Genomic DNA, 18,520 nt, shown 5'->3' on the forward strand with positions numbered 1-18,520 from the left:
GTCTTTCCGCTGGCATCGGCACCATCCGCCTCAAACAACGACTAAGCCTGGTCGACCGCATCAACTCCGGCCTCCAGTGGATCTCCCCGGTGAACCGGTGGCAGGCCCATCACATCCCGGCATTTGAACGCCCTCGGGGGCAAGAGAGGTGATTTGCAGGAGCACTAGATGACATTCAGCGCAACGGCGATGGTGCCGAACGTCGCCACGATCGAGGTGACGCCGACGTGCATCCCGATAGATAGCCGGATGTCTTTGTTCTGCCAGGCGAACCAGAACCCGGGGAACATGAAGATCACCCGCGACACGAACACCCACGGTGACCAGAAGTGGTAGAGCGAGAACAAGACTGTGCTGACCAGAGGCGCCCAACCGCCGAGGTGGGCGATGCGGGGCAGCAGGAAACCGCGGAAGTACAGCTCCTCGATGAGCGGGAGGGAGATTCCGGTCAGCGGCAGGCAGATCACCATCGTGGTGAGCATGATGGAGTACGAGTATCCGTCGAGGAATGCGGTGGCGCTTCCGGCGCCGTCCGTGTACGGAACCCATGTGAAGAAGTTTTCGAGGAAGAAGCGATTCATCGGCGTTGTCGCGAAGCTCAGCACCGTCATCCACACGATCAGCGGGATGACCATCACCACCAGCTTCCCGCGCGGAACGGGTTTGTCGGTGTAGTGCAGCACGCCGCGTAGCGAGATGTGGCCGTTGCGCTTGTGTCCCAGCCACAGCAGTCCCACCAGGATCGGAATGAGAACCAGACACAGGGCGATCGCCCAGCCCATGAGGACCGGATATCCGATGGCCTTGACGAATGGTTCACCGATGAGCAGGTAGGCGGCGACGATCAGGACGCCGGGGACGAGATGCAACGCGACCGACAGCGGCAGGCAATGGCGGTCGCTCAGCAACTGCTGGACTACTCGGTTCGGTCGAGTATCTTCAAGGGCGCGCATGTCGAGAATTCCTCTGACTGTTCGTGATTGCGGTACGTGGAATGAGTCGGAAAGTGCCCACCGAGCCGGGCAGAAAAGGCGGTCAGGACATGGCAGGTTCGGGCTGTCGTCATGTGCGCTGTACATCCGCGCCGCGTGTCATGTCCCATAGCAGCGCCGTTCAGTCGTGACACGCTGCCCTCCGATCCCCGACCGTCGACGGTTTGCGTGGCCTGTGCCCGGACGGGACCTACTCACCCGCCTGCGGCAGGACGGCGGGGCCGTCCAGGACGCCGACCAGGGGGCAGGTAACTTGCTTTTCGAAGCGCAAACTCACGTGCATTCTTGCCGTCTGCACAGGAAAGACTCGCCGACGGAAAAGGTGTTGGTCTGTGAGTGGCTGCGAGCGCAGCTACTCACAGCCGCAACTTTCGCTATGACCTGCCGTCGTGCGGCGAGCCGGTGGCATCGGTGGCAGACATCAGTGACACAGCGCCGTAGGCGGCGGTCTGCAGGGTGGCCTTGTCCTGGTCGGTCAAGGTGATAGGCATGGCGGGCGGCTTCCTCAAAGGTGTTGTGGCGAAAGTCGATTGATTGGTTCAAGTGGATCCGGCAGGGCCGGCGCCCGGGATGTCCGGATTGCTCAGCCCGGCCGGGGTGCGCCAGCCCGGCGGCTATCGGCTCGGCGAACCCTGCTGGTCTGCGGCGGCTACCGTCTCGCGGACAGCCGCGGCGACGGCGCGGAAGTCCTTGCGCAGGATCTTGTCGTGGTTGCTGGCGACCTTCGCGCTCACCTTCACGTTCGGGTTGTGGGCGAGCACCGGATCGAGTGAGGCCCGCACCTGTTCCATCTCCCCGCCGCCGGTGCCGAGGCCGTCACCCGTGGCCAGGACGAACCGCACCGGACAGGTCAGACGTTCGAGAACCGGCACGCTGGCCGCGGCGACCTCATTGGCATCGATGTTGACCTCGGCATGCTGGTCGGCGCTCATCCGCGCGGCCAACCCGAGCGGACGCGCCAGCGGCAGCACCAACCGCATCCGCCGGAACAGCTTGCGGATCCGCGCCCGTCCTTCGTCACCGGTCAACCCGTAGGGTGCCGCATCCACGGTCACCACCCCCGCGACACGGTCGGGATTGCGGTCGGCCCAATGCCACGCGAGAATCCCGCCGTAGGACCAACCCACCAACAGCGGCCGCTGCACATCCCGCGCCGCGAGAACGGCATCCACATCTCGCAACGACGCCTCGAAGGAATAGTCCGCCGACCGCTTCGATTTGCCGCGGGCCCGCTCGTCGTAGGTGATGTGCCGGAAATCGCTGCCGAGTTCATCGATCACCGGCCGCCAAGGCCGCTGGCTGGCGTAGGCGCCGTTCAGATAGACGACCGGTCGGCCGGGGCCACCGGTATCGGTCACGGCCAGCGCCGTGTCGTCGACCGACACCATGCCCGTCCAGGTCGAGGCATTCGAGGAGGTGCTGTTCTTCGTCATGGCAATAACCGTCAACGTCTGGCCTGACAGCGCCCTGACACGAGCCTGACACGTTGTGCCACCTGTTCACACCAGACCAGGACGCTGCACGGGCTTGCTGCCGGCTACGGCAACACCAGAGTTGTGCGGTGCAGGGCAGGCGGTCTCGGCTCCTGGTCGCAGGTCGACTGGTCGCCTGGGCACTGGTCGGCACCGACCCACAATTTTCCGGGTTCACCTGTGGTGCTTGTCCTCCGCCCGGCTGGGTTATGCGGGCAGGGCGGCGCTGAGACTTCAGCGGTCGGCATCCGGTGCGAAGGGCTGGTCCCGGTGTCTTGTCGACTTCGATCGCGTCTACGGCACGAAACGGTGCGGGCCCAAGTTGAGAAGGAGCACGGCATATGGTTACCGAGACGCAGGCCGGTTCACCGGCGCACACAGCGGGTCGTGGCCCGGTGCGTGCCGCGGTGGTGGTGGGCGCGTTGGGGGTGGTGTTCGGTGATATCGGCACCAGCTCGATCTACACCTTGCAGACGGTGTTCAATCCGGCGGATCCGCATCCGGTCCCGGTCAGTACCGCCAACGTCTACGGAGTGGCTCGCTGATCTTCTGGTCGGTGATGATCATCGTCACCCTCACCTATATCTCGCTGGTGATGCGCGCGGACAACGACGGTGAAGGGGGATCATGGCATTGATCACGCTGCTTCGGCGTCTCGGCGGAACGCATGGCCGCCGCGCCGCCGCTGTCCTGGCCGGCGTAGGAATATTCGGTGCCGCTTTGTTCTTCGGCGACAGCATGATCACGCCCGCCATCTCGGTGCTTTCGGCGGTGGAGGGGCTGAAGATCGTCGAACCCGACCTGGAGAACCTGATCATCCCGATCACGGTGGTCACCATCATTGACCTGTTCTCTGTTCAGCGGCGTGGCACCGCCGCTGTGGGGCGGTTGTTCGGGCCGGTGATGATCGTGTAGTTCCTGGCCATCGGCACCCTCGGCGTCGCGGGGATCCTCCGACATCCGGAAATCTTGAAGGCACTGTCGCCGACCTATGCGCCGAGTTTCGCTGTCGGGCATTTCCACATCGCGTTCTTCGCCTTGGCCGCGATCGTGCTCTCGGTCACCGGCGCCGAGGCTTTGTATGCCGATATGGGGCATTCCGGACGCAAGGCCATCACTTGGGGTGGTTGGGGCTGGTCCTGCCGGCCTGCACTCTGAGCTACATCGGGCAGGGCGCACTGATATTGAGTGACCAGGCCACCGTCAGTGGTCCGTTCTTCCTGCTCGCTCCCGGCTGGGCGCGGCTACCGCTGGTGCTGCTGGCCACCGCCGCGACAGTGATCGCCTCCCAAGCGGTGATCACCGGCGCCTTCTCGGTGGCCTCCCAAGCGGTGCAGCTGGGGTATCTGCCGAGGCTGCGCATCGCGCACACCTCGGAATCGACCATCGGGCAGATCTACGTTCCCTGGATCAACTGGCTGCTCATGGTGTCGGTGTTGACCCTGGTTTTCGCTTTTCAGTCTTCGGCGGCGCTGGCCTACGCCTTCGGTATGGCGGTGACCGCGACGATCACCATCACGACCCTGCTGTTCAGCACAACCGCGTACTCCACGAACACGTCGTGATCCTGTCGCTGGAGACCCAGCCCGTTCCCCGTGTCGCCGAAGCCGACCGTGTCGGCATCGATGCCGTCGGTTACACCGAGGACGGAATCATCCACGTCACCGCCTATCACGGCTACATGGAGCCTCCCAACGTGCCGCACATTTTGCGTCGGCTGGATCCGGCCCGCACCGAAGGCCCGATCTCGGTGGACGACGCCTCCTACTTCCTGTCCAAGATCGAACTGAAGACAGGCGACGCGCGCACCATGGCTGCCTGGCATAAACGCCTGTTCATCGCCACCTCCTTCATCACCTCCGACGCTGCCGACTACTTCGGGCTGCCCCGCGAACGGACCGTGATCATGGGCTCCCAGGTCGAGGTGTAACCCGGCGAAAACGACGACGTATTGATGCTGACCGTCGACCTCCAACCGCCTCGCCAACGCCTGAGCCAGATCGGACCGACGATCTCATCCGTTGCGGCGCACGAATACGCTTGTGGTCATGACCGATGCGGAGCTGACCGACCTGCGCAACCGAGCCGCTGCAGGAGATGCGGATGCGGTTGCGCAACTTATCGAGCCGGCCACCGAAAACGGCGACATGGCCGAACTTCGGCAGCTTGCCGCCGAGGGCAACAGCACTGCCACCGATGAACTCGTTCAGCTCGCGGCCGAGCGCGGTGACGCCACCGAACTACAACGCCTTGCCGCCGCCGGAAACCAGGATGCGACCGATGAACTCGTTCAACTCGCCTCTGAACGCAACCGCCGCCGACGGTGACAGCGACGCCGCCGACTTGCTCGACGAACTGACCGGGGAATAGCCAGCAGCCGATCGTCTCCACCCGAACACGCTCCGACACCTGGTCTGGTCGTGTTCGTTCATTGCACAGGATTGGTGCCTGAGCGCGGCTCGAGATGTCGAGATGGCAACGGAATCGCTCGCGGCCACGGGCTACCCCAACGCCGCTGACCCGCCTGCGCCACTGTCAGGAGATGGTGTTCCGCTGACGGTAGGCGCTCGCCCCCCGAGCCGGTGCCGGGCTGGGGTCGCCTAGCAGCCGGCTCCGGCGGTCATCTTCTTTTCTTGTCGAGGTCTGTGCTGATGGACTCCTGATAGACGTCGGCATAGGTTCGCGAGTCTTTCACCAGGTCATCGCAGAAAGCTGCGACGTCGTCACCGATGAGTTCCAGCACTCCTTTACCGGCCGCGACCCCTTCCTCGAAGAAGTCGAGCATGTTCGAGAGCAGGCTTCCATCGACCAGTTCGACCGGCCCGATCTTGAAGAAGTACTTCTGACTCTCCTCGTAGACGATCTTGTAGTCGGGAGGCAGCGCCTTGACGCGCGCCACGTGCGCCCGCCACTCCCGCTTGCCTTCGATGATGTCGCGAATACCCACGTCATGCTCCTAGCCGGCCGAGTTTTCGTGTCACGTTCTTGTTCAACTGTTCGCGCCACTTGTCGCGAAAGTTCTTCGCCCCTTCTTCGCCGGCGATCGCCGCGCAGAAGCCTTTGATGTCCTCGCCCAAGGCCTCGTGGACGCTCTGTCCCTCCGCTGCTGTTTCCTCGAGCAGGCCCAGGACGCCATCGAGGATCGGCATCAAGTTGCGACCTGTGAGGTCGGAGTAGGGCGAAAGGTGGGTCTTGATCTCTGCCCACGCCGCCCGATACTCGGCCGGGAGAGTCTCGGCTCGAGCTTCGAAGGCTTTGTATTCCCTGGTCAGATCGCTTCCCGTGATCGTCTCCCAGAATTTCATCGTTCGGTTCCCTTGAGTTGATTGATGCGCGAGGAGATGTACTCCCATTTCGACCAGAACGTCGCGAGCTCTTCACGCCCGGCGTCGTTGAGTGCGTAGAACTTGCGTGGCGGGCCGACTTCGGACGGTCGTTTCGAAACGTCGACCAGCCCGTTCTTCTCCAATCGCACCAGGATCGCGTAAACCGTTCCTTCTACGACGTCGGCGAAACCGAGTTCGTTCAGCCGGCGCGTGATGGCGTACCCGTATGTCTCCTCGGTGGCGATGATCTCGAGGACACAGCCTTCGAGCGTGCCTTTGAGCATCTCCGTCAAGTTGTCCGTGGCGGCCTCCTTCGATCATGACCACTATTCAGTGGCGCTGACTACCGCTAAACTGTAACACAGAGTAGTGGCCGAGAAGCAAGCCCTGACCAACCGCTACTTAGTGCTACTGTATAGTGGTAGTCAGTGTCAGTGAATAGTTGTTCGACGGTTGGTGAAGCATGGGCTCGACCGCAGAGATGCCCGAAGGTGAGTCGCAAGGCATCGTCCTGACGATCGAGCGGGCGTTCGTCGGGATCGCGGTAACGACGGTGCGGAGCTATCGCCGGCTCGGTCTACTCGACGAACCCGAGCTGGACAGTTCCGGCTGCCGGCGATACGGACCCGCGAAGCTACTGCGGCTCGTACAGGTCCGGGCGCTGACCGGGGCAGGCCTACCGCCGACCGAGGTCGGAGATCTGCTCGACTACTTCGCCCATGTCGAACGCGTCCTGGGCGGCTGACCCCAAGGGTTGGGCCGTCCGCGCTTCCAGCCATCCACCACCCGTCCCGTCAGCGCATACCTCGACCGATCCCCGTGCGTATACATCTGCGTATAAGCATTCTCGAAAGGCAAGCACATGAACAGTCGCCGCCAGACCACAGCAGACCCGACCGCTACCTGGACAGGCATGGTGACGGTCGCAGACACGGCCCTCGCTGTCACCGATACCGGCGGGCCCGGCATCCCCGTGCTCTACATCAATGGCCACGTCGCCACACAGCGGAACTGGCGACGCGTGATCGCCGAGCTCGGCCCGGACTGGCGTCACATCACCTACGACATGCGAGCCCGCGGCAAATCCGGGACGTCATCCGACTATTCGTTCGAAAGCAACGTCGCCGATATCGACGCCGTGCTCGCGGCCAGGGGCGTGCAGCGGGCGCTGGTGGTGGGCTGGTCCTACGGGGCTTTCGTCGCGGCGCACTGGGCCAGCCGCAACCCCGATCGGACCGTGGGCGCGGTCCTGGTCGAGGGCGCACAACCGAACGACTGGATCGATGAGATCGATATCGAGGCGATGCGCAAGTTGTGGCGGCGGTTGAGCTGGGTGATGCCGCTGCTACGCCCGATCGGCATGGCACCGCGGATGACCGCAGAACAGATGGCCGAGAGCAACATCGAGGTCGGCGAGATCGCCCGCGAACGTGTCCTGGGCCCGGTGATGGACAACCTCACCGTCCCGACCCGATATGTCAACGCCTCCGGATCCTCGCTCGGCAGCAAGGGCGATTCGCAGGAACGCATCCGCGCCAGCCTGCACAAGGTGGTCGAACGCAACCCGAACATCGAAATCCACGCCAAGGTCCCCAGCAACCACGGCAACATCCTGCGCAAGGACTTCCGCGCCATCGCCGAGGCCGTCCGCGTAGTCGGCGGGCCTGACCGCGAGCAGCCCCGATGACAAGGACCGACCCGCGTGGCCACCAGCCGAGAGGGTGCACGCCGGGGCGGTGTACGGCCGCACCTACGGCATCGTCTGCGCTGCCCCGCCGATCGGCCTGTGAATCCTCGCCCCTGCCGGCAAGTCAATCGCAAGGACGACAGACGGTTCACGAGTCACCCCCCCCGGGTCTCCTGCGGCACGCTACGGGGCAGCTGACCCAACCATGAAACCGCTGACACCCGATACCCACTGAAGCCTCGATCGTGGGGGCGATCTACACGTATCGCCTGCTGGGATGCGCATCGCTTGACCTGGCCCGTTGGTGGTGACGCCGTCACCACTTTCTCGTTACGTGCGGTAGTGAAATGCATCGACGTGTTGTGAACCTGCAGGTGAGAAGCAGGTCAGGTGTCACCGACAGGTCGCTGACCAGGGATTTTCCGGGCGGCCGGGCGGAGGGATCGACACCCCGCCCGGACCGCATAGGAGTTCTACCAGCTTCTGCCCGGTGAATCGGGGATTTGCGGTCGTCTCACTAGAATGGGGCGACCGTATTCGTCCGCTTCCGGGAGCCAGCCGTGACCATCCAGCCTGTTCGCCTGTTCGGCGATCCCATCCTGCGTGCCCGCGCCGCGGAGGTCACCGCGTTCGACCGCGATGTGCGGCAGCTGGTGACCGACCTGACCGAGACCATGCACGACGACGGCGGGGTCGGGATGGCCGCGCCGCAGATCGGGGTCGGGCTGCGGGTGTTCGTCTACGACACCGGCGACGCCGCCGGGCATCTGGTGAACCCGCAGTGGGAGGTCGTCGGCGACGAAGAGCAGGTCGGCCCGGAGGGATGCCTGTCCATTCCCGGAGTGCGCTACGACACGCGCCGGGCGCTGCGGGTGCGCGCCTCCGGTGTGGACGTCGACGGCGCGCCGGTCTCGTTCGAGGCGGAGGGCCTGCTGGCGCGGTGCGTGCAGCACGAGACCGATCACCTCGACGGTGTGCTGTTCATCGATCGTCTCGACCCTGCCCAGCGCAAGGAGGCGATGCGGGTGATTCGCGAATCCGATTGGTTCGCCGCGGGAACGACGGTGCGCCCGGCCCGCTCGATGAGCGGCGCGGGGCGGCCCAACCCGTTCGGGGTCGTCCGCTGATGCGCGTTGTCTTCGCGGGGACACCGGAGCCGGCGGTTCCGTCGCTGCGGCGTTTGCTGGAATCGGCGCGTCACGACGTGATCGCCGTCGTGACGCGGCCCGACGCGGTGGCGGGGCGCGGCCGGAAGGTGACCAGGTCGCCCGTCGGTCAACTGGCCGACGAGCACGGCATCCCGGTGCTCACCCCGCGGCGGCCGTCGGAGCCGGAATTCATCGCGCAACTCACCGAATTCGCGCCGGACTGCTGCCCCGTGGTCGCCTACGGCGCGCTGCTGCCCCAGCCGGTGCTCGACATCCCGCGTTTCGGCTGGATCAACCTGCACTTCTCGCTGCTGCCCGCGTGGCGTGGCGCGGCGCCGGTGCAGGCGGCGATCGATGCGGGCGACGAGATCACCGGCGCCTCGACCTTCCAGATCGAGGCAGGGCTGGACACGGGGCCGGTCTTCGGCATGGTGACCGAGAAGATCGCCGTCACCGACACCGCGGGCACCTTGCTGCAGCGGTTGGCCGACAGCGGCTCCCGTCTGCTGGAAGCGACGCTCGACGGAGTGGAGGACGGGACACTGCAGGCGGTCGCCCAGTCCACCGACGGCGTGTCGTACGCGCCCAAGGTCGGGGTCGAGGCCGGGCACGTGCGCTGGGATCAACCGGCGCTGGCCATCAGCAGGCGGATTCGCGCGGTCACCCCGGCTCCGGGGGCGTGGACGGAGGTCGGCGGCACGCGGCTGAAGCTGGGACCGGTCGAGCTGGTCGAGGACGAGTTGCCGGAGCGCGTGATCGAGGTACGCAAGTCCGGCGTCTTCGTCGGTACCGCCACCACCGCCGTCCGGCTCGACCAGGTGCAGCCGCAAGGCAAGCGCATGATGGCCGCGCTCGACTGGGCGCGCGGCGCCCGCCTGCAGCCCGGCGCGGTGGTCGAATGACGCCGCGGGACAATCGGGCCGGCGGCGACGACGCACGCGACCGGCGGCGCGACGAACGCGGCCCCGCGCCGAATCGTTCGGGCGAGTCCGGCCGGGCTCGCGCGCAGGGCGGCCCTCGGCGTGACCGCAACGGTGCAGGCCGGCCACGGGCAGCCGATCAGCGTTCCGGCAGCGGGCGAGCCGAGGCGGGCGGCCGCGACCGCGACGAACGGCGCGGCTCCACGGGACAACGCGCGGCGACGGGTCGAGCGGACCGTTCCTCCGCCGGGCGCCCGGCTTCCGGGTCCAAAACCCCCGCGCGTCAGGGGCCCAAGGTCGCCGGGCGACCGCGTCAGTCGCCCGCCGATCCGCCGCGGTCGGTCGCCAGGGATGTGCTGCGTGCGGTCCGGGAGCGCGACGCCTACGCCAACCTCGTGTTGCCCGCGCTGCTGCGCGAACAGGGATTGTCGGGGCGTGACGCCGCACTGGCCACCGAACTCGCCTACGGCGCGTGCCGCTCCCTCGGCCTGCTCGACGCGGTGATCGCCGAAGGCGCGGGCCGATCGATCGAGGAGATCGACGGCCCCCTGCTGGACGTGCTCCGGCTCGGCGTCTATCAGTTGCTGCGCACCAGGATCGGCGCGCACGCGGCCGTGGACACCTCGGTGGCGCTGGCGCGCGCCGAATCCGGCGCGGGCAAGGCCGGTTTCGTCAACGCCGTACTCCGGCGGGCGGCGGAGAGGACAACGGAAGAGTGGGTCGAGGCGCTCGCGCCCGCCGACCCGGTCGGCCGGTTGGCGTTCGAGTACGCGCATCCGGCATGGATCGCGCAGGCGTTCGCCGACGCGCTGGGGGCGCGAGCGGCGGAACTGGGCGAGGTGCTCGCCGCCGACGACGCGCGGCCGCTGGTGCATCTGGTGGCCCGTCCCGGCGACATCACCGCGGAGGAACTCGCGCTGGTCACCGGTGGTGCGGAGGGGCGCTGGTCGCCGTACGCGGTCTACCTGGACGGCGGGGATCCGGGAAAGCTCGAGCCGGTGCGCGCGGGCATGGCAGCCGTACAGGACGAAGGCAGCCAGTTGGTGGCCCTGGCGCTGACCAGGGCCGAGCTGGAAGGTCCGGACACCGGGCGCTGGCTCGATCTGTGCGCGGGACCGGGCGGCAAGGCCGCGCTGCTGGGGGCGATCGCCGCGATCGACGGCTTCCGGGTGGACGCGGTCGAGCCCGCCGCGCACCGCGCCGAACTGGTGCGCAAGGCGGTGCACGACCTGCCGGTCGACGTGCACGTCACCGACGGCCGGGCCAGTGGATTGACTCCCGGTTACGACCGCATCCTGGTGGACGCCCCGTGTACCGGACTCGGTGCGCTGCGCCGCAGGCCCGAGGCGCGCTGGCGGCGCACCCCGGCCGACGTGCGCGAATTGGTCGTATTGCAGCGCGAACTGCTCGCCGCGGCATGGGATCTGCTGCGCCCGGGTGGAGTCGTGTTGTACTCGACCTGCTCGCCACACCTGCCGGAGACCGTGTCGGTCGTCGCCGACGCCGTGCGCCGCCTGGGCGCCGAGCAACTCGACACCCGAGAGCTGCTACCCGGCGTCACCGATGTCGGTGACGGGCCGGGGGCGCAGCTGTGGCCGCACCGGCACGGCACCGACGCGATGTTCCTGGCCGCGCTGCGCAAGCCGCGCTGAGTCCGCTCATTCCCGGCTGGACTGTTCCCGCAGCCGGGCAAGGGTTTTCGCGAGGATGCGCGAGACGTGCATCTGCGAGATGCCCATCTGCTGCGCGATCTGGGTCTGGGTCATCGATTCGAAGAACCGCATGGTGAGGATGCGCCGTTCCCGCTCGGGCAACCCGGCCAACAGCGGCCGGATCGCGACGTACTCCTCGACGCGGTCGAACTGGGACTCCTCCTCGCCGAGGGTGTCCAGCAGCGAGGCGTCGGTGTCCCGGCCGAGCGTGGCCGCGTCGATCGAGCTCGGCTGGTAGGCGTTGCCCGCGATCACCGCCTGGGTGACCTCGTCCGGATCGACGTCGAGCTCCGCGGCGATCTCCTTCGCCGTCGGCGAGCGACCGAGGGTCTGCGACAGGCTGTCGATCGCCGCGCCGATGCGTAGGTGGGTCTCCTTGACCCGGCGTGGCACCCGCATCGCCCACGTGTGGTCGCGGAAATACCTGCGGACCTCGCCCATGATGGTCGGCACCGCGAACGACAGGAAGTTCGAGCCGCGCTCCACGTCGAAACGATCCACCGCGTGCACCAGACCGACCCGCGCCACCTGGGTCAGGTCATCGAACGGTTCACCGCGTCCGCTGAACTTGCGGGCGATGTGGTCGGCGAGCGGAATGCAGCGGCTGATCAGTTCCGCGCGCAAGGCGGTGTGCCGCGCCGTCCCGGGTTCGCTGCCCGCCATCTGCTCGAAGAGCAAGCCGACGTCGTCGTACCCGGGGACCGCACCGGCCGCTTCCAGGGTTTCGCTTTCGTCTTCCAGGGTTTCGCTGTCTTCGACGGCGTCCTCCGCGGTCAAGGTGTCGGAGTCGTCGTCGCGCTGTGCGTCGAACACGGTTTCTTCGTCCGCCACTACGCCTTCCCCCGGACCCGACGGAACTCGACCGTCGTCGGATATCCGGAGACCGTCGCATCGAACGAATCCTGTGTGGCCTCGACCGTGTCGGTGAGGGTGCGCAGCACGTGCCAGCCGAAGCTGCGCTGGTCGGGCAGTCCCGGCTTCTCCGCGATGCCCTCGACCCGGACGAGCAGTTCGGTGTCACCGACGGTGAACCGGCAGTTCAGGCTCGTTTCCGGGGCGGCGACCGCGATCAGCGTCGAGCAGACCTCATCGACGGCCAGCCGGATGTCGGCCACCTCGTCCAGCGTGAATTCGCTGAGTAGGACGAGGGTTTCGGCGAGCCCGCGCACGATGGGCAGCTGTGTCACCGACGCCGCCACCCTGATCTCCACCGGGGTGCTGTAGAGCCCCTGTTCCGCCGAAATATTGATCACCCTATGCAGGCTACCCACTCCCACCCAGGACAATCCTCGGTACCGTTAGACTCCGGCGTTGTGTCCAACCCGACTTACCCTCGTCCGGCCGCTCCGATGATCGCCCCGTCCATCCTTTCCGCCGACTTCGCGCACCTCGCGGACGAAGCGGGCGCCGTAGCGGGCGCGGACTGGCTGCACGTGGACGTGATGGACGCGCACTTCGTGCCGAATCTCACAATCGGACTTCCCGTGGTCGAAAGCCTGCTGAAGGCGACCGAGATCCCGCTGGACTGCCACCTGATGATCGAGGATCCGGGCCGCTGGGCGCCGCCGTACGCCGAGGCGGGCGCGCACAATGTGACCTTCCATGCCGAGGCGACGGACGATCCGATCGCGGTCGCGCGCGATATCCGCGCCGCGGGCAGCAAGGCGGGGCTCTCGGTGAAGCCGGGCACGCCGATCGAGCCGTACCTGGAGATCCTGCGCGAATTCGACACGCTGCTGGTGATGAGCGTGGAACCGGGTTTCGGCGGGCAGTCGTTCATCCCCGACGTGCTGGCGAAGGCGCGCATCGTGCGCAACCTGGTCGATGCCGGTGAGCTGCGGCTGCTGGTCGAGATCGACGGCGGCATCAACGCCGACACCATCGAGGCGGCCGCGGAGGCGGGCGTGGACTGCTTTGTCGCCGGGTCCGCGGTCTACAGCACGGCCGATCCCGGGGCCACCGTGGAGAAGTTGCGCAGGCAGGCGGCCTCGGCGTGGGCACGCTGAAAAGTTCTATCCGATTCGGGATTTGCGCGCCGCGACCGCGCGGATCGTCGCGATCACTGCGCTGAGCGGCGGGCGGCGTGCCCCGGTCTCCGGCGACCGTATCCAGACGCGGTATCCGGTGCGCTCGTCGTCCGGTGAGGGCAGCACCACTTGACTGCCCGCGCAGGCCACCGCCGCGTAGAGCCGGAACAATTCGGCCGAGACCGCCGGACTGAACGCGTCGGGTCCGGCGGGGCCGGTGAGGAAGGTCCAGTGCCTGGCTCGCGGGTGGTCGACGACCGGTCCGGCGATTCCGTCCTGGACGAGTCGTCGCAGCACTTGCTCGCCGAGTTCGGCGGGCATGGTGACCGCGCCGTAGTCGACGCCGATGTGCAGGAGAATACGGTGCGAACCGGGATCCATCGATGCGGGCAGCTGGAATTCGCGGCGATACCGCAGGCAGCGAACTTCCGGCGTCGAATCGAGAAAAGTGGTCACACCGCGCCCCCCACTGTGTCCGACCAGATTTGTCCCACTGTCGTCTCCGGCTTTCTCGAGTAGTGAAGTCGTGCGGCGGGCCGCGCGGATGTACGCCGTGGGCCCAGGTAGAGCGGCGCATCGAACTACTTGTGCGGAAAAGTTGAACACGAGAAGTCAGCCGCATAACGATATCGCTTTCGCGCTTCGCAGGCGCGCGGAAACTGCGTTATGACCGTGTTTCTTTCGGGTATCGACAATGAATCGGGCACCTCGGGAATAATTAATTCGCGCGGTACGCCGAAAGGTGCCGAACGAATACCCGATCCCGTATGGCCGGGCGAGTGCGGCGCGTGTGGAGATATTTTGTTCCACTTTCCATGGGACCGGCCGGTTCCGGCGGGCTCTCCCCGCCCGGCGGTTTGCTTGCTGCCCGGGAGGAGCGGAGCCGGCCGGTCTGCGCGCGAACCGGGGAACGGCGCTATCTCCTACGACCCGGCGTCGTTAGGCTGAGGGCGCGGGAATAGCGGCCGGGACTCGCACTGTTCCGGAACTCGAGGACAACGACGCGACAGGGAGTCGAAGCACATGTTCACAGGCATCGTCGAGGAGCTCGGCGAGATCGTCGCCAGCGAGCGGCTGACCGACGCCGCGCGGCTGACGATCAAGGGCAAGCTGGTGACCTCCGATGCCGGACACGGTGATTCGATCGCCGTGAACGGGGTGTGCCTGACCGTCGTGGACGTGGTCGGCGGAGACTCGTTCACTGTCGACGTCATGGCCGAGACGCTCAACCGCTCCAGCATCGGCAAGCTGGACGTCGGTTCGAAGGTGAACTTGGAGCGTGCCGCGGCGCTGAACAGCAGGCTCGGCGGCCACCTGGTCCAGGGACATGTGGACGGCACCGGCACCGTGCTCTCGCGCACCCCGTCGGAGAACTGGGACGTGGTCCGGATCTCGCTGCCGGAGAACATCGCCCGCTACGTCGTGGAGAAGGGTTCGATCACCGTCGACGGCATCTCGCTCACCGTCTCCGGGCTCGGCGTCTTCGACGAACCCGCCGAGACCGGCAGCCGGGACTGGTTCGAGGTCTCCCTCATCCCCACCACACTCTCGCTGACCAACCTCGGCTTCGCCACCGTCGGCACCACCGTCAACCTGGAAGTCGACGTGATCGCCAAGTACGTCGAACGCCTCCAGCAGCGCGGCTAGCCGTGACCCCGCTCGTCCCCGTCCGCGCCGGACGAGGGTGCGTGACGGGGGCGCGTGCGAAGCGCTCACGCCCTCGCGGAGTGCCGGGAATCGGCGAAGACAAAAGCCTTCACGCCCGCAATCCGGCAGCCGCGAGTGCTCGCCCACCCGCCGAACACCCCGGAGCGACGGGCATGCGGGGCACCTGCCCATCGTCTCTCGCGATCGGATCCATTTCGTTCAGTTCGGTGAGCGCGAAAAGTCTCCGCTTTGTGCGCGCGAAATGGCGCCGCCCCTGGCGTGGCTCGCGTCCGGGAGCCCGTCGTGTCCACCGGACAGCAGTACCGACCGCCGTCGCCCCCTCGCCGAGCACCGGGAAGCGCCGAACATGCGGGTCCGGCGCTCACCACTTCGCGCGCCAGACGAACCTCACTCCGTCTTCCGAGCGAAGCGAGACCGAGCATGCGCCGTTCGCGGCCCGGCTCGCGTCCGAGTGGCCGCCGCGTCCGCGACGAAGTCGCCAGCGGCGGTCGCTCGGACGCGAGCCACAAGGGGGCCGCGAACACGCAGCGCCGCAGGCGCTGCAAATCGAACACAGTACTGTGGTGAGGCACCTATTTCGAGATGGAGCACAGCAGACGTGACCAGGTTCGACAGCATCGAGCGCGCAGTCGCCGACATTGCCGCCGGTAAAGCGGTCGTCGTAGTCGACGACGAGGACCGCGAGAACGAGGGCGACCTCATCTTCGCGGCGGAGAAGGCCACCCCGGAGCTGGTCGCCTTCATGATCCGCTACACCTCCGGTTACATCTGCGTGCCGCTCACGGGTGACGATTGCGACCGGCTCGGCCTGCCGCCGATGTACGCGATGAACCAGGACAAGCACGGCACCGCCTACACCGTCTCGGTGGACGCGCGCGAGGGCGTGACGACCGGTATCTCCGGCGCCGACCGCGCCACCACCATGCGCCTGCTGGCCGACGCGGACGCCAAGGCCGACGATTTCACCCGGCCCGGCCACGTGGTGCCGTTGCGCGCCAAGGACGGTGGCGTGCTGCGTCGCCCCGGCCACACCGAGGCGGCCGTGGATCTGTCGCGGATGGCCGGGTTGCGTCCGGCGGGCGTGATCTGCGAGATCGTCAGCCAGAAGGACGAGGGCCACATGGCCCGCACCGAGGAGTTGCGCGTTTTCGCCGACGAACACGAGCTCGCGCTGATCTCGATCGCCGACATGATCGCGTGGCGGCGCAGGCACGAGAAGCACGTGGTGCGCGTCGCGGAGGCGCGCATCCCCACCGCGCACGGTGAGTTCATGGCCGTCGGCTATCAGAGCATCTACGACGAAGTGGAGCACGTCGCGCTGGTGCGCGGCGACATCAGCGACGGCGAGGACGTCCTGGTGCGCGTGCACTCGGAGTGCCTGACCGGAGATGTCTTCGGGTCGCTGCGCTGCGACTGCGGTCCGCAGCTGGACGCGGCGCTGGAGATGGTGGCGGCCGAGGGGCGCGGTGTGGTGCTGTACATGCGCGGTCACGAAGGGCGCGGCATCGGCCTGATGCACAAGCTGCAGGCCTACCAGCTGCAGGATTCCGGCCACGACACGGTCGACGCGAATCTGGAGCTCGGCTTGCCCGCGGATGCGCGCGATTACGGCACCGGCGCGCAGATCCTGGTGGATCTGGGTCTTCGGTCGATGCGGTTGCTCACCAACAACCCGGCCAAGCGGGTCGGCTTGGACGGCTACGGCCTGCGGATCACCGAGCGGGTGCCGATGCCGTTGCGGGCGAACGCGGAGAACCTGCACTACCTGCGCACCAAGCGGGACCGGATGGGGCACGACCTGATCGGGCTCGACGAACTCGATCTCGGCGAGACCGCGCACTGAACTGCGAGCGAACCGGAAAGGCGGACATCGATGAGCGGTACCGGGGTACCGACCTTCGCGCTGGCCGACGCCAAGGACCTCTCCTTGGGCATCGTCGCCTCGCGCTGGCACACCCAGATCTGCGACACCCTGCTGGCGAACGCCGAGCGGGTGGCCAAGGACGCGGGGGTCCAGCAGATCACCGTGGTGCGCTGCGCGGGAGCCATGGAGCTGCCGGTGGTGGCCCAGGAACTGGCCAGGTCGCACGACGCGGTGGTGGCGCTCGGCGTGGTGATCCGCGGTGACACGCCGCACTTCGAGTACGTCTGCGACGCGGTGACCGCGGGGCTCACCCGGGTTTCGCTGGACGAGGGCACGCCGGTCGCGAACGGGGTGCTGACCACGAACAACGAGCGGCAGGCCCTGGATCGGGCCGGGCTGCCGGAGTCGCACGAGAACAAGGGCGAGCAGGCGGCCGCCGCGGCGTTGGACGCCGCGCTGACGCTGCGCGCCCTGCGGCAGTCCGCGTAGCGATGCCGGTCGTCCGTATCTTCCGCAGGAACGTGGGATCACCCGCGACGGCAGGCGACGAGTCCGAGTGGGAGTTCGAGGTGCGGCCCCGGCGCGCGGTGCGGACGGCCTGGATCGTGGCCGTGCTGGTGGCGGCCACGTTCACCGCGGGCGGTATCTGGTTGCGCACCGGATCGACCGGCGTCAACTTCCGGGTGGCCGATCAGATCGCGATGATCGGGATCGGCGTCCTGGGCGCCGCCGCGGTGCTGCTGCTGACCAGGCCGCGGGTCCGGGCCGGTGCGCGTGGCGTGTCGGTGCGAAACATTCTGGGCGACAACGATTTCCCGTGGGCCTATATTCGGGGGGCGTCGTTTCCGGATCGAAAGTCCTGGGCGCGCCTGGAATTGGTCGACGACGACTACGTCCCGATGCTGGCGATCCGCTCCAACGACAAGGAGCACGCGGCGCAGGCGATGGCCCGGCTGCGTGAACTCGGCGCGAAGTATTCCACGAGCGAGTGAGCGGGCGGGGTATCCGCCCCGAACTGTCCGCCCTCGCGTGGGCCCTGATGCTGGTCCAGCCTCCCCGGTCCGCCTCGCGTTGGTGCGGACGCTGGACTAGCCTCGCCGGTATGGAGTCGGGTGCGTTCGTTCTCGCGGCGGCTTTCGCCGACGATCCACTGATGACCTACTTCTGGCCGGGTTCGCCGCGGCGGCGAAAAGCGTTGCCGCTGTTCTGGGATTCGCGCATCGCCTCGCGCCGGAGCAACGGGCTGGTCGATCTCGCGCACGACGCGGAGGGCAACCTCGCCTGCCTGGCGCTGTGGGAGCCCGCGAACGTGGTGTCGCCGATGGCGAAGCCGCTGACCTTGCTGCGCGCCTTGGGGCGGGGTGCGGCGCGTGCGCTGGCCGCGGGCAGGCAGATGGAGCACGCGCGACCGGCGACGCCACACCTGTACCTGGCCGCCATCGGGACATTGCCCGGCGCGCAAGGGCGCGGGCTGGCGACCGCGCTGCTCGAACGGCGGCTGTCGGCGGCCGACCAGCACTGCTTCTTGATCTCCAACACCCGCGCCACCGTGCCCTTCTACGAGCGGTTCGGCTTCGAGCCGCAGGGCGAGCTGAGGATCGGCAGTGGGCCGGTCGTGTATCCGATGATGCGGACGCCGTAACCGCGCCCCCTCGCCGAGTGCGCCGATTCGCGACGGCGCACTCGCGGGCGCGACATAGCTCG

22 protein-coding genes and 1 pseudogene are annotated in these 18,520 nt (G+C 67.2%); 15 read left to right on the plus strand and 8 right to left on the minus strand.

What is annotated here, in order from left to right; genetic code table 11:
* Window positions 1-164: 164 nt before the first annotated feature.
* Together LTT66_RS25735 and LTT66_RS25740 are read right to left on the minus strand one after the other, a co-directional pair.
* Entirely contained in the window at window positions 165-953 is a 789-nt protein-coding gene (locus LTT66_RS25735) for a CPBP family intramembrane glutamic endopeptidase (RefSeq protein ID WP_233060991.1), read from the minus strand.
* 653 nt (window positions 954-1,606) lie between these two features.
* Window positions 1,607-2,425, minus strand: a complete 819-nt coding sequence (locus LTT66_RS25740) for an alpha/beta fold hydrolase (protein ID WP_233060992.1) — start codon at window positions 2,423-2,425, stop codon at window positions 1,607-1,609.
* Between the two features lie 380 nt (window positions 2,426-2,805).
* Between LTT66_RS25740 and LTT66_RS37140 the strand changes: the two genes are divergently transcribed.
* From LTT66_RS37140 to LTT66_RS25755, 4 genes and pseudogenes are all read left to right on the plus strand, one after another.
* Window positions 2,806-3,009: a KUP/HAK/KT family potassium transporter gene (locus LTT66_RS37140; RefSeq protein ID WP_269821973.1), complete on the plus strand. Its 204-nt coding sequence runs from the start codon at window positions 2,806-2,808 to the stop codon at window positions 3,007-3,009.
* A 50-nt stretch (window positions 3,010-3,059) separates the two neighbouring features.
* A pseudogene (locus LTT66_RS25745) lies at window positions 3,060-4,029 on the plus strand (KUP/HAK/KT family potassium transporter).
* A complete protein-coding gene (locus LTT66_RS25750) occupies window positions 4,026-4,394 on the plus strand; it encodes a KUP/HAK/KT family potassium transporter (RefSeq protein ID WP_233060993.1) in 369 nt (122 codons plus the stop codon). Before LTT66_RS25745 ends, LTT66_RS25750 begins: the two are co-directional and overlap by 4 nt.
* A gap of 118 nt (window positions 4,395-4,512) precedes the next feature.
* Window positions 4,513-4,791, plus strand: coding sequence for a hypothetical protein (locus LTT66_RS25755; protein WP_233060994.1), 279 nt, complete (start codon window positions 4,513-4,515; stop codon window positions 4,789-4,791).
* 293 nt (window positions 4,792-5,084) lie between these two features.
* On the opposite strand, the gene LTT66_RS25760 is transcribed toward LTT66_RS25755, so the two are convergent.
* Genes LTT66_RS25760 through LTT66_RS25770 form a run of 3 tightly spaced genes read right to left on the minus strand, consistent with a single transcriptional unit; the run spans window position 5,085 to window position 6,074 of the window.
* On the minus strand, window positions 5,085-5,411 hold the full coding sequence (locus LTT66_RS25760; RefSeq protein ID WP_233060995.1) for a DUF1048 domain-containing protein: 327 nt from the start codon (window positions 5,409-5,411) through the stop codon (window positions 5,085-5,087).
* A 1-nt stretch (window position 5,412) separates the two neighbouring features.
* Complete coding sequence (locus tag LTT66_RS25765; protein WP_233060996.1) at window positions 5,413-5,769, minus strand: DUF1048 domain-containing protein; 357 nt, start codon at window positions 5,767-5,769, stop codon at window positions 5,413-5,415.
* Window positions 5,766-6,074, minus strand: a complete 309-nt coding sequence (locus LTT66_RS25770) for a PadR family transcriptional regulator (protein WP_233060997.1) — start codon at window positions 6,072-6,074, stop codon at window positions 5,766-5,768. The genes LTT66_RS25765 and LTT66_RS25770 overlap by 4 nt, the downstream gene beginning before the upstream one ends.
* Before the next feature lie 179 nt (window positions 6,075-6,253).
* On the opposite strand from LTT66_RS25770, the gene LTT66_RS25775 reads away from it, so the two are divergent.
* From LTT66_RS25775 to LTT66_RS25795, 5 genes are all read left to right on the plus strand, one after another.
* On the plus strand, window positions 6,254-6,535 hold the full coding sequence (locus LTT66_RS25775; protein WP_233060998.1) for a MerR family transcriptional regulator: 282 nt from the start codon (window positions 6,254-6,256) through the stop codon (window positions 6,533-6,535).
* Between the two features lie 168 nt (window positions 6,536-6,703).
* Window positions 6,704-7,477 (plus strand): alpha/beta fold hydrolase, encoded by a 774-nt coding sequence (locus LTT66_RS25780; protein ID WP_233060999.1) that lies wholly within the window; start codon window positions 6,704-6,706, stop codon window positions 7,475-7,477.
* A 560-nt stretch (window positions 7,478-8,037) separates the two neighbouring features.
* Window positions 8,038-8,604: a peptide deformylase gene (gene def, locus LTT66_RS25785; protein WP_043693757.1), complete on the plus strand. Its 567-nt coding sequence runs from the start codon at window positions 8,038-8,040 to the stop codon at window positions 8,602-8,604.
* The gene (fmt, locus tag LTT66_RS25790) at window positions 8,604-9,527 is read left to right on the plus strand and encodes a methionyl-tRNA formyltransferase (RefSeq protein WP_233061000.1); all 924 of its coding nucleotides are present in this window, start codon (window positions 8,604-8,606) and stop codon (window positions 9,525-9,527) included. Before def ends, fmt begins: the two co-directional genes overlap by 1 nt.
* Window positions 9,524-11,197 (plus strand): transcription antitermination factor NusB, encoded by a 1,674-nt coding sequence (locus tag LTT66_RS25795; protein WP_233061001.1) that lies wholly within the window; start codon window positions 9,524-9,526, stop codon window positions 11,195-11,197. Before fmt ends, LTT66_RS25795 begins: the two co-directional genes overlap by 4 nt.
* Before the next feature lie 6 nt (window positions 11,198-11,203).
* Here the strand turns inward: LTT66_RS25795 and LTT66_RS25800 are convergent, their stop codons facing one another.
* Together LTT66_RS25800 and LTT66_RS25805 are read right to left on the minus strand one after the other, a co-directional pair.
* Window positions 11,204-12,088 (minus strand): RNA polymerase sigma factor SigF, encoded by an 885-nt coding sequence (locus tag LTT66_RS25800; protein WP_195064223.1) that lies wholly within the window; start codon window positions 12,086-12,088, stop codon window positions 11,204-11,206.
* Entirely contained in the window at window positions 12,088-12,510 is a 423-nt protein-coding gene (locus LTT66_RS25805) for an ATP-binding protein (RefSeq protein WP_181720894.1), read from the minus strand. The genes LTT66_RS25800 and LTT66_RS25805 overlap by 1 nt, the downstream gene beginning before the upstream one ends.
* 96 nt (window positions 12,511-12,606) lie before the next feature.
* Here LTT66_RS25805 and rpe point away from each other — a divergent pair, with 96 nt between their 5' ends.
* Window positions 12,607-13,263 carry a ribulose-phosphate 3-epimerase gene (rpe, locus tag LTT66_RS25810; protein WP_181720931.1) on the plus strand — a complete coding sequence of 219 codons (657 nt, stop codon included), beginning with the start codon at window positions 12,607-12,609 and terminating at the stop codon, window positions 13,261-13,263.
* A 6-nt stretch (window positions 13,264-13,269) separates the two neighbouring features.
* Here rpe and LTT66_RS25815 read toward each other — a convergent pair whose 3' ends face one another.
* On the minus strand, window positions 13,270-13,740 hold the full coding sequence (locus LTT66_RS25815) for a hypothetical protein (protein WP_233061002.1): 471 nt from the start codon (window positions 13,738-13,740) through the stop codon (window positions 13,270-13,272).
* A 567-nt stretch (window positions 13,741-14,307) separates the two neighbouring features.
* Here LTT66_RS25815 and LTT66_RS25820 point away from each other — a divergent pair.
* From LTT66_RS25820 to LTT66_RS25840, 5 genes are all read left to right on the plus strand, one after another.
* On the plus strand, window positions 14,308-14,931 hold the full coding sequence (locus LTT66_RS25820; RefSeq protein WP_233061003.1) for a riboflavin synthase: 624 nt from the start codon (window positions 14,308-14,310) through the stop codon (window positions 14,929-14,931).
* A gap of 619 nt (window positions 14,932-15,550) precedes the next feature.
* Window positions 15,551-16,795, plus strand: a complete 1,245-nt coding sequence (locus LTT66_RS25825) for a bifunctional 3,4-dihydroxy-2-butanone-4-phosphate synthase/GTP cyclohydrolase II (protein WP_181720897.1) — start codon at window positions 15,551-15,553, stop codon at window positions 16,793-16,795.
* Window positions 16,796-16,825: 30 nt separating this feature from the next.
* The gene (ribH, locus tag LTT66_RS25830; protein WP_043693733.1) at window positions 16,826-17,305 is read left to right on the plus strand and encodes a 6,7-dimethyl-8-ribityllumazine synthase; all 480 of its coding nucleotides are present in this window, start codon (window positions 16,826-16,828) and stop codon (window positions 17,303-17,305) included.
* 32 nt (window positions 17,306-17,337) lie between these two features.
* Window positions 17,338-17,808, plus strand: coding sequence for a PH domain-containing protein (locus LTT66_RS25835; RefSeq protein WP_456299731.1), 471 nt, complete (start codon window positions 17,338-17,340; stop codon window positions 17,806-17,808).
* Window positions 17,809-17,918: 110 nt separating this feature from the next.
* Window positions 17,919-18,458 (plus strand): GNAT family N-acetyltransferase, encoded by a 540-nt coding sequence (locus LTT66_RS25840; protein WP_233061005.1) that lies wholly within the window; start codon window positions 17,919-17,921, stop codon window positions 18,456-18,458.
* Window positions 18,459-18,520 lie beyond the last annotated feature (62 nt).

Origin of the sequence: Nocardia gipuzkoensis, from assembly GCF_021183645.1 — a bacterium.
In the GTDB taxonomy this organism is placed as follows: Bacteria; Actinomycetota; Actinomycetes; order Mycobacteriales; family Mycobacteriaceae; genus Nocardia; species Nocardia abscessus.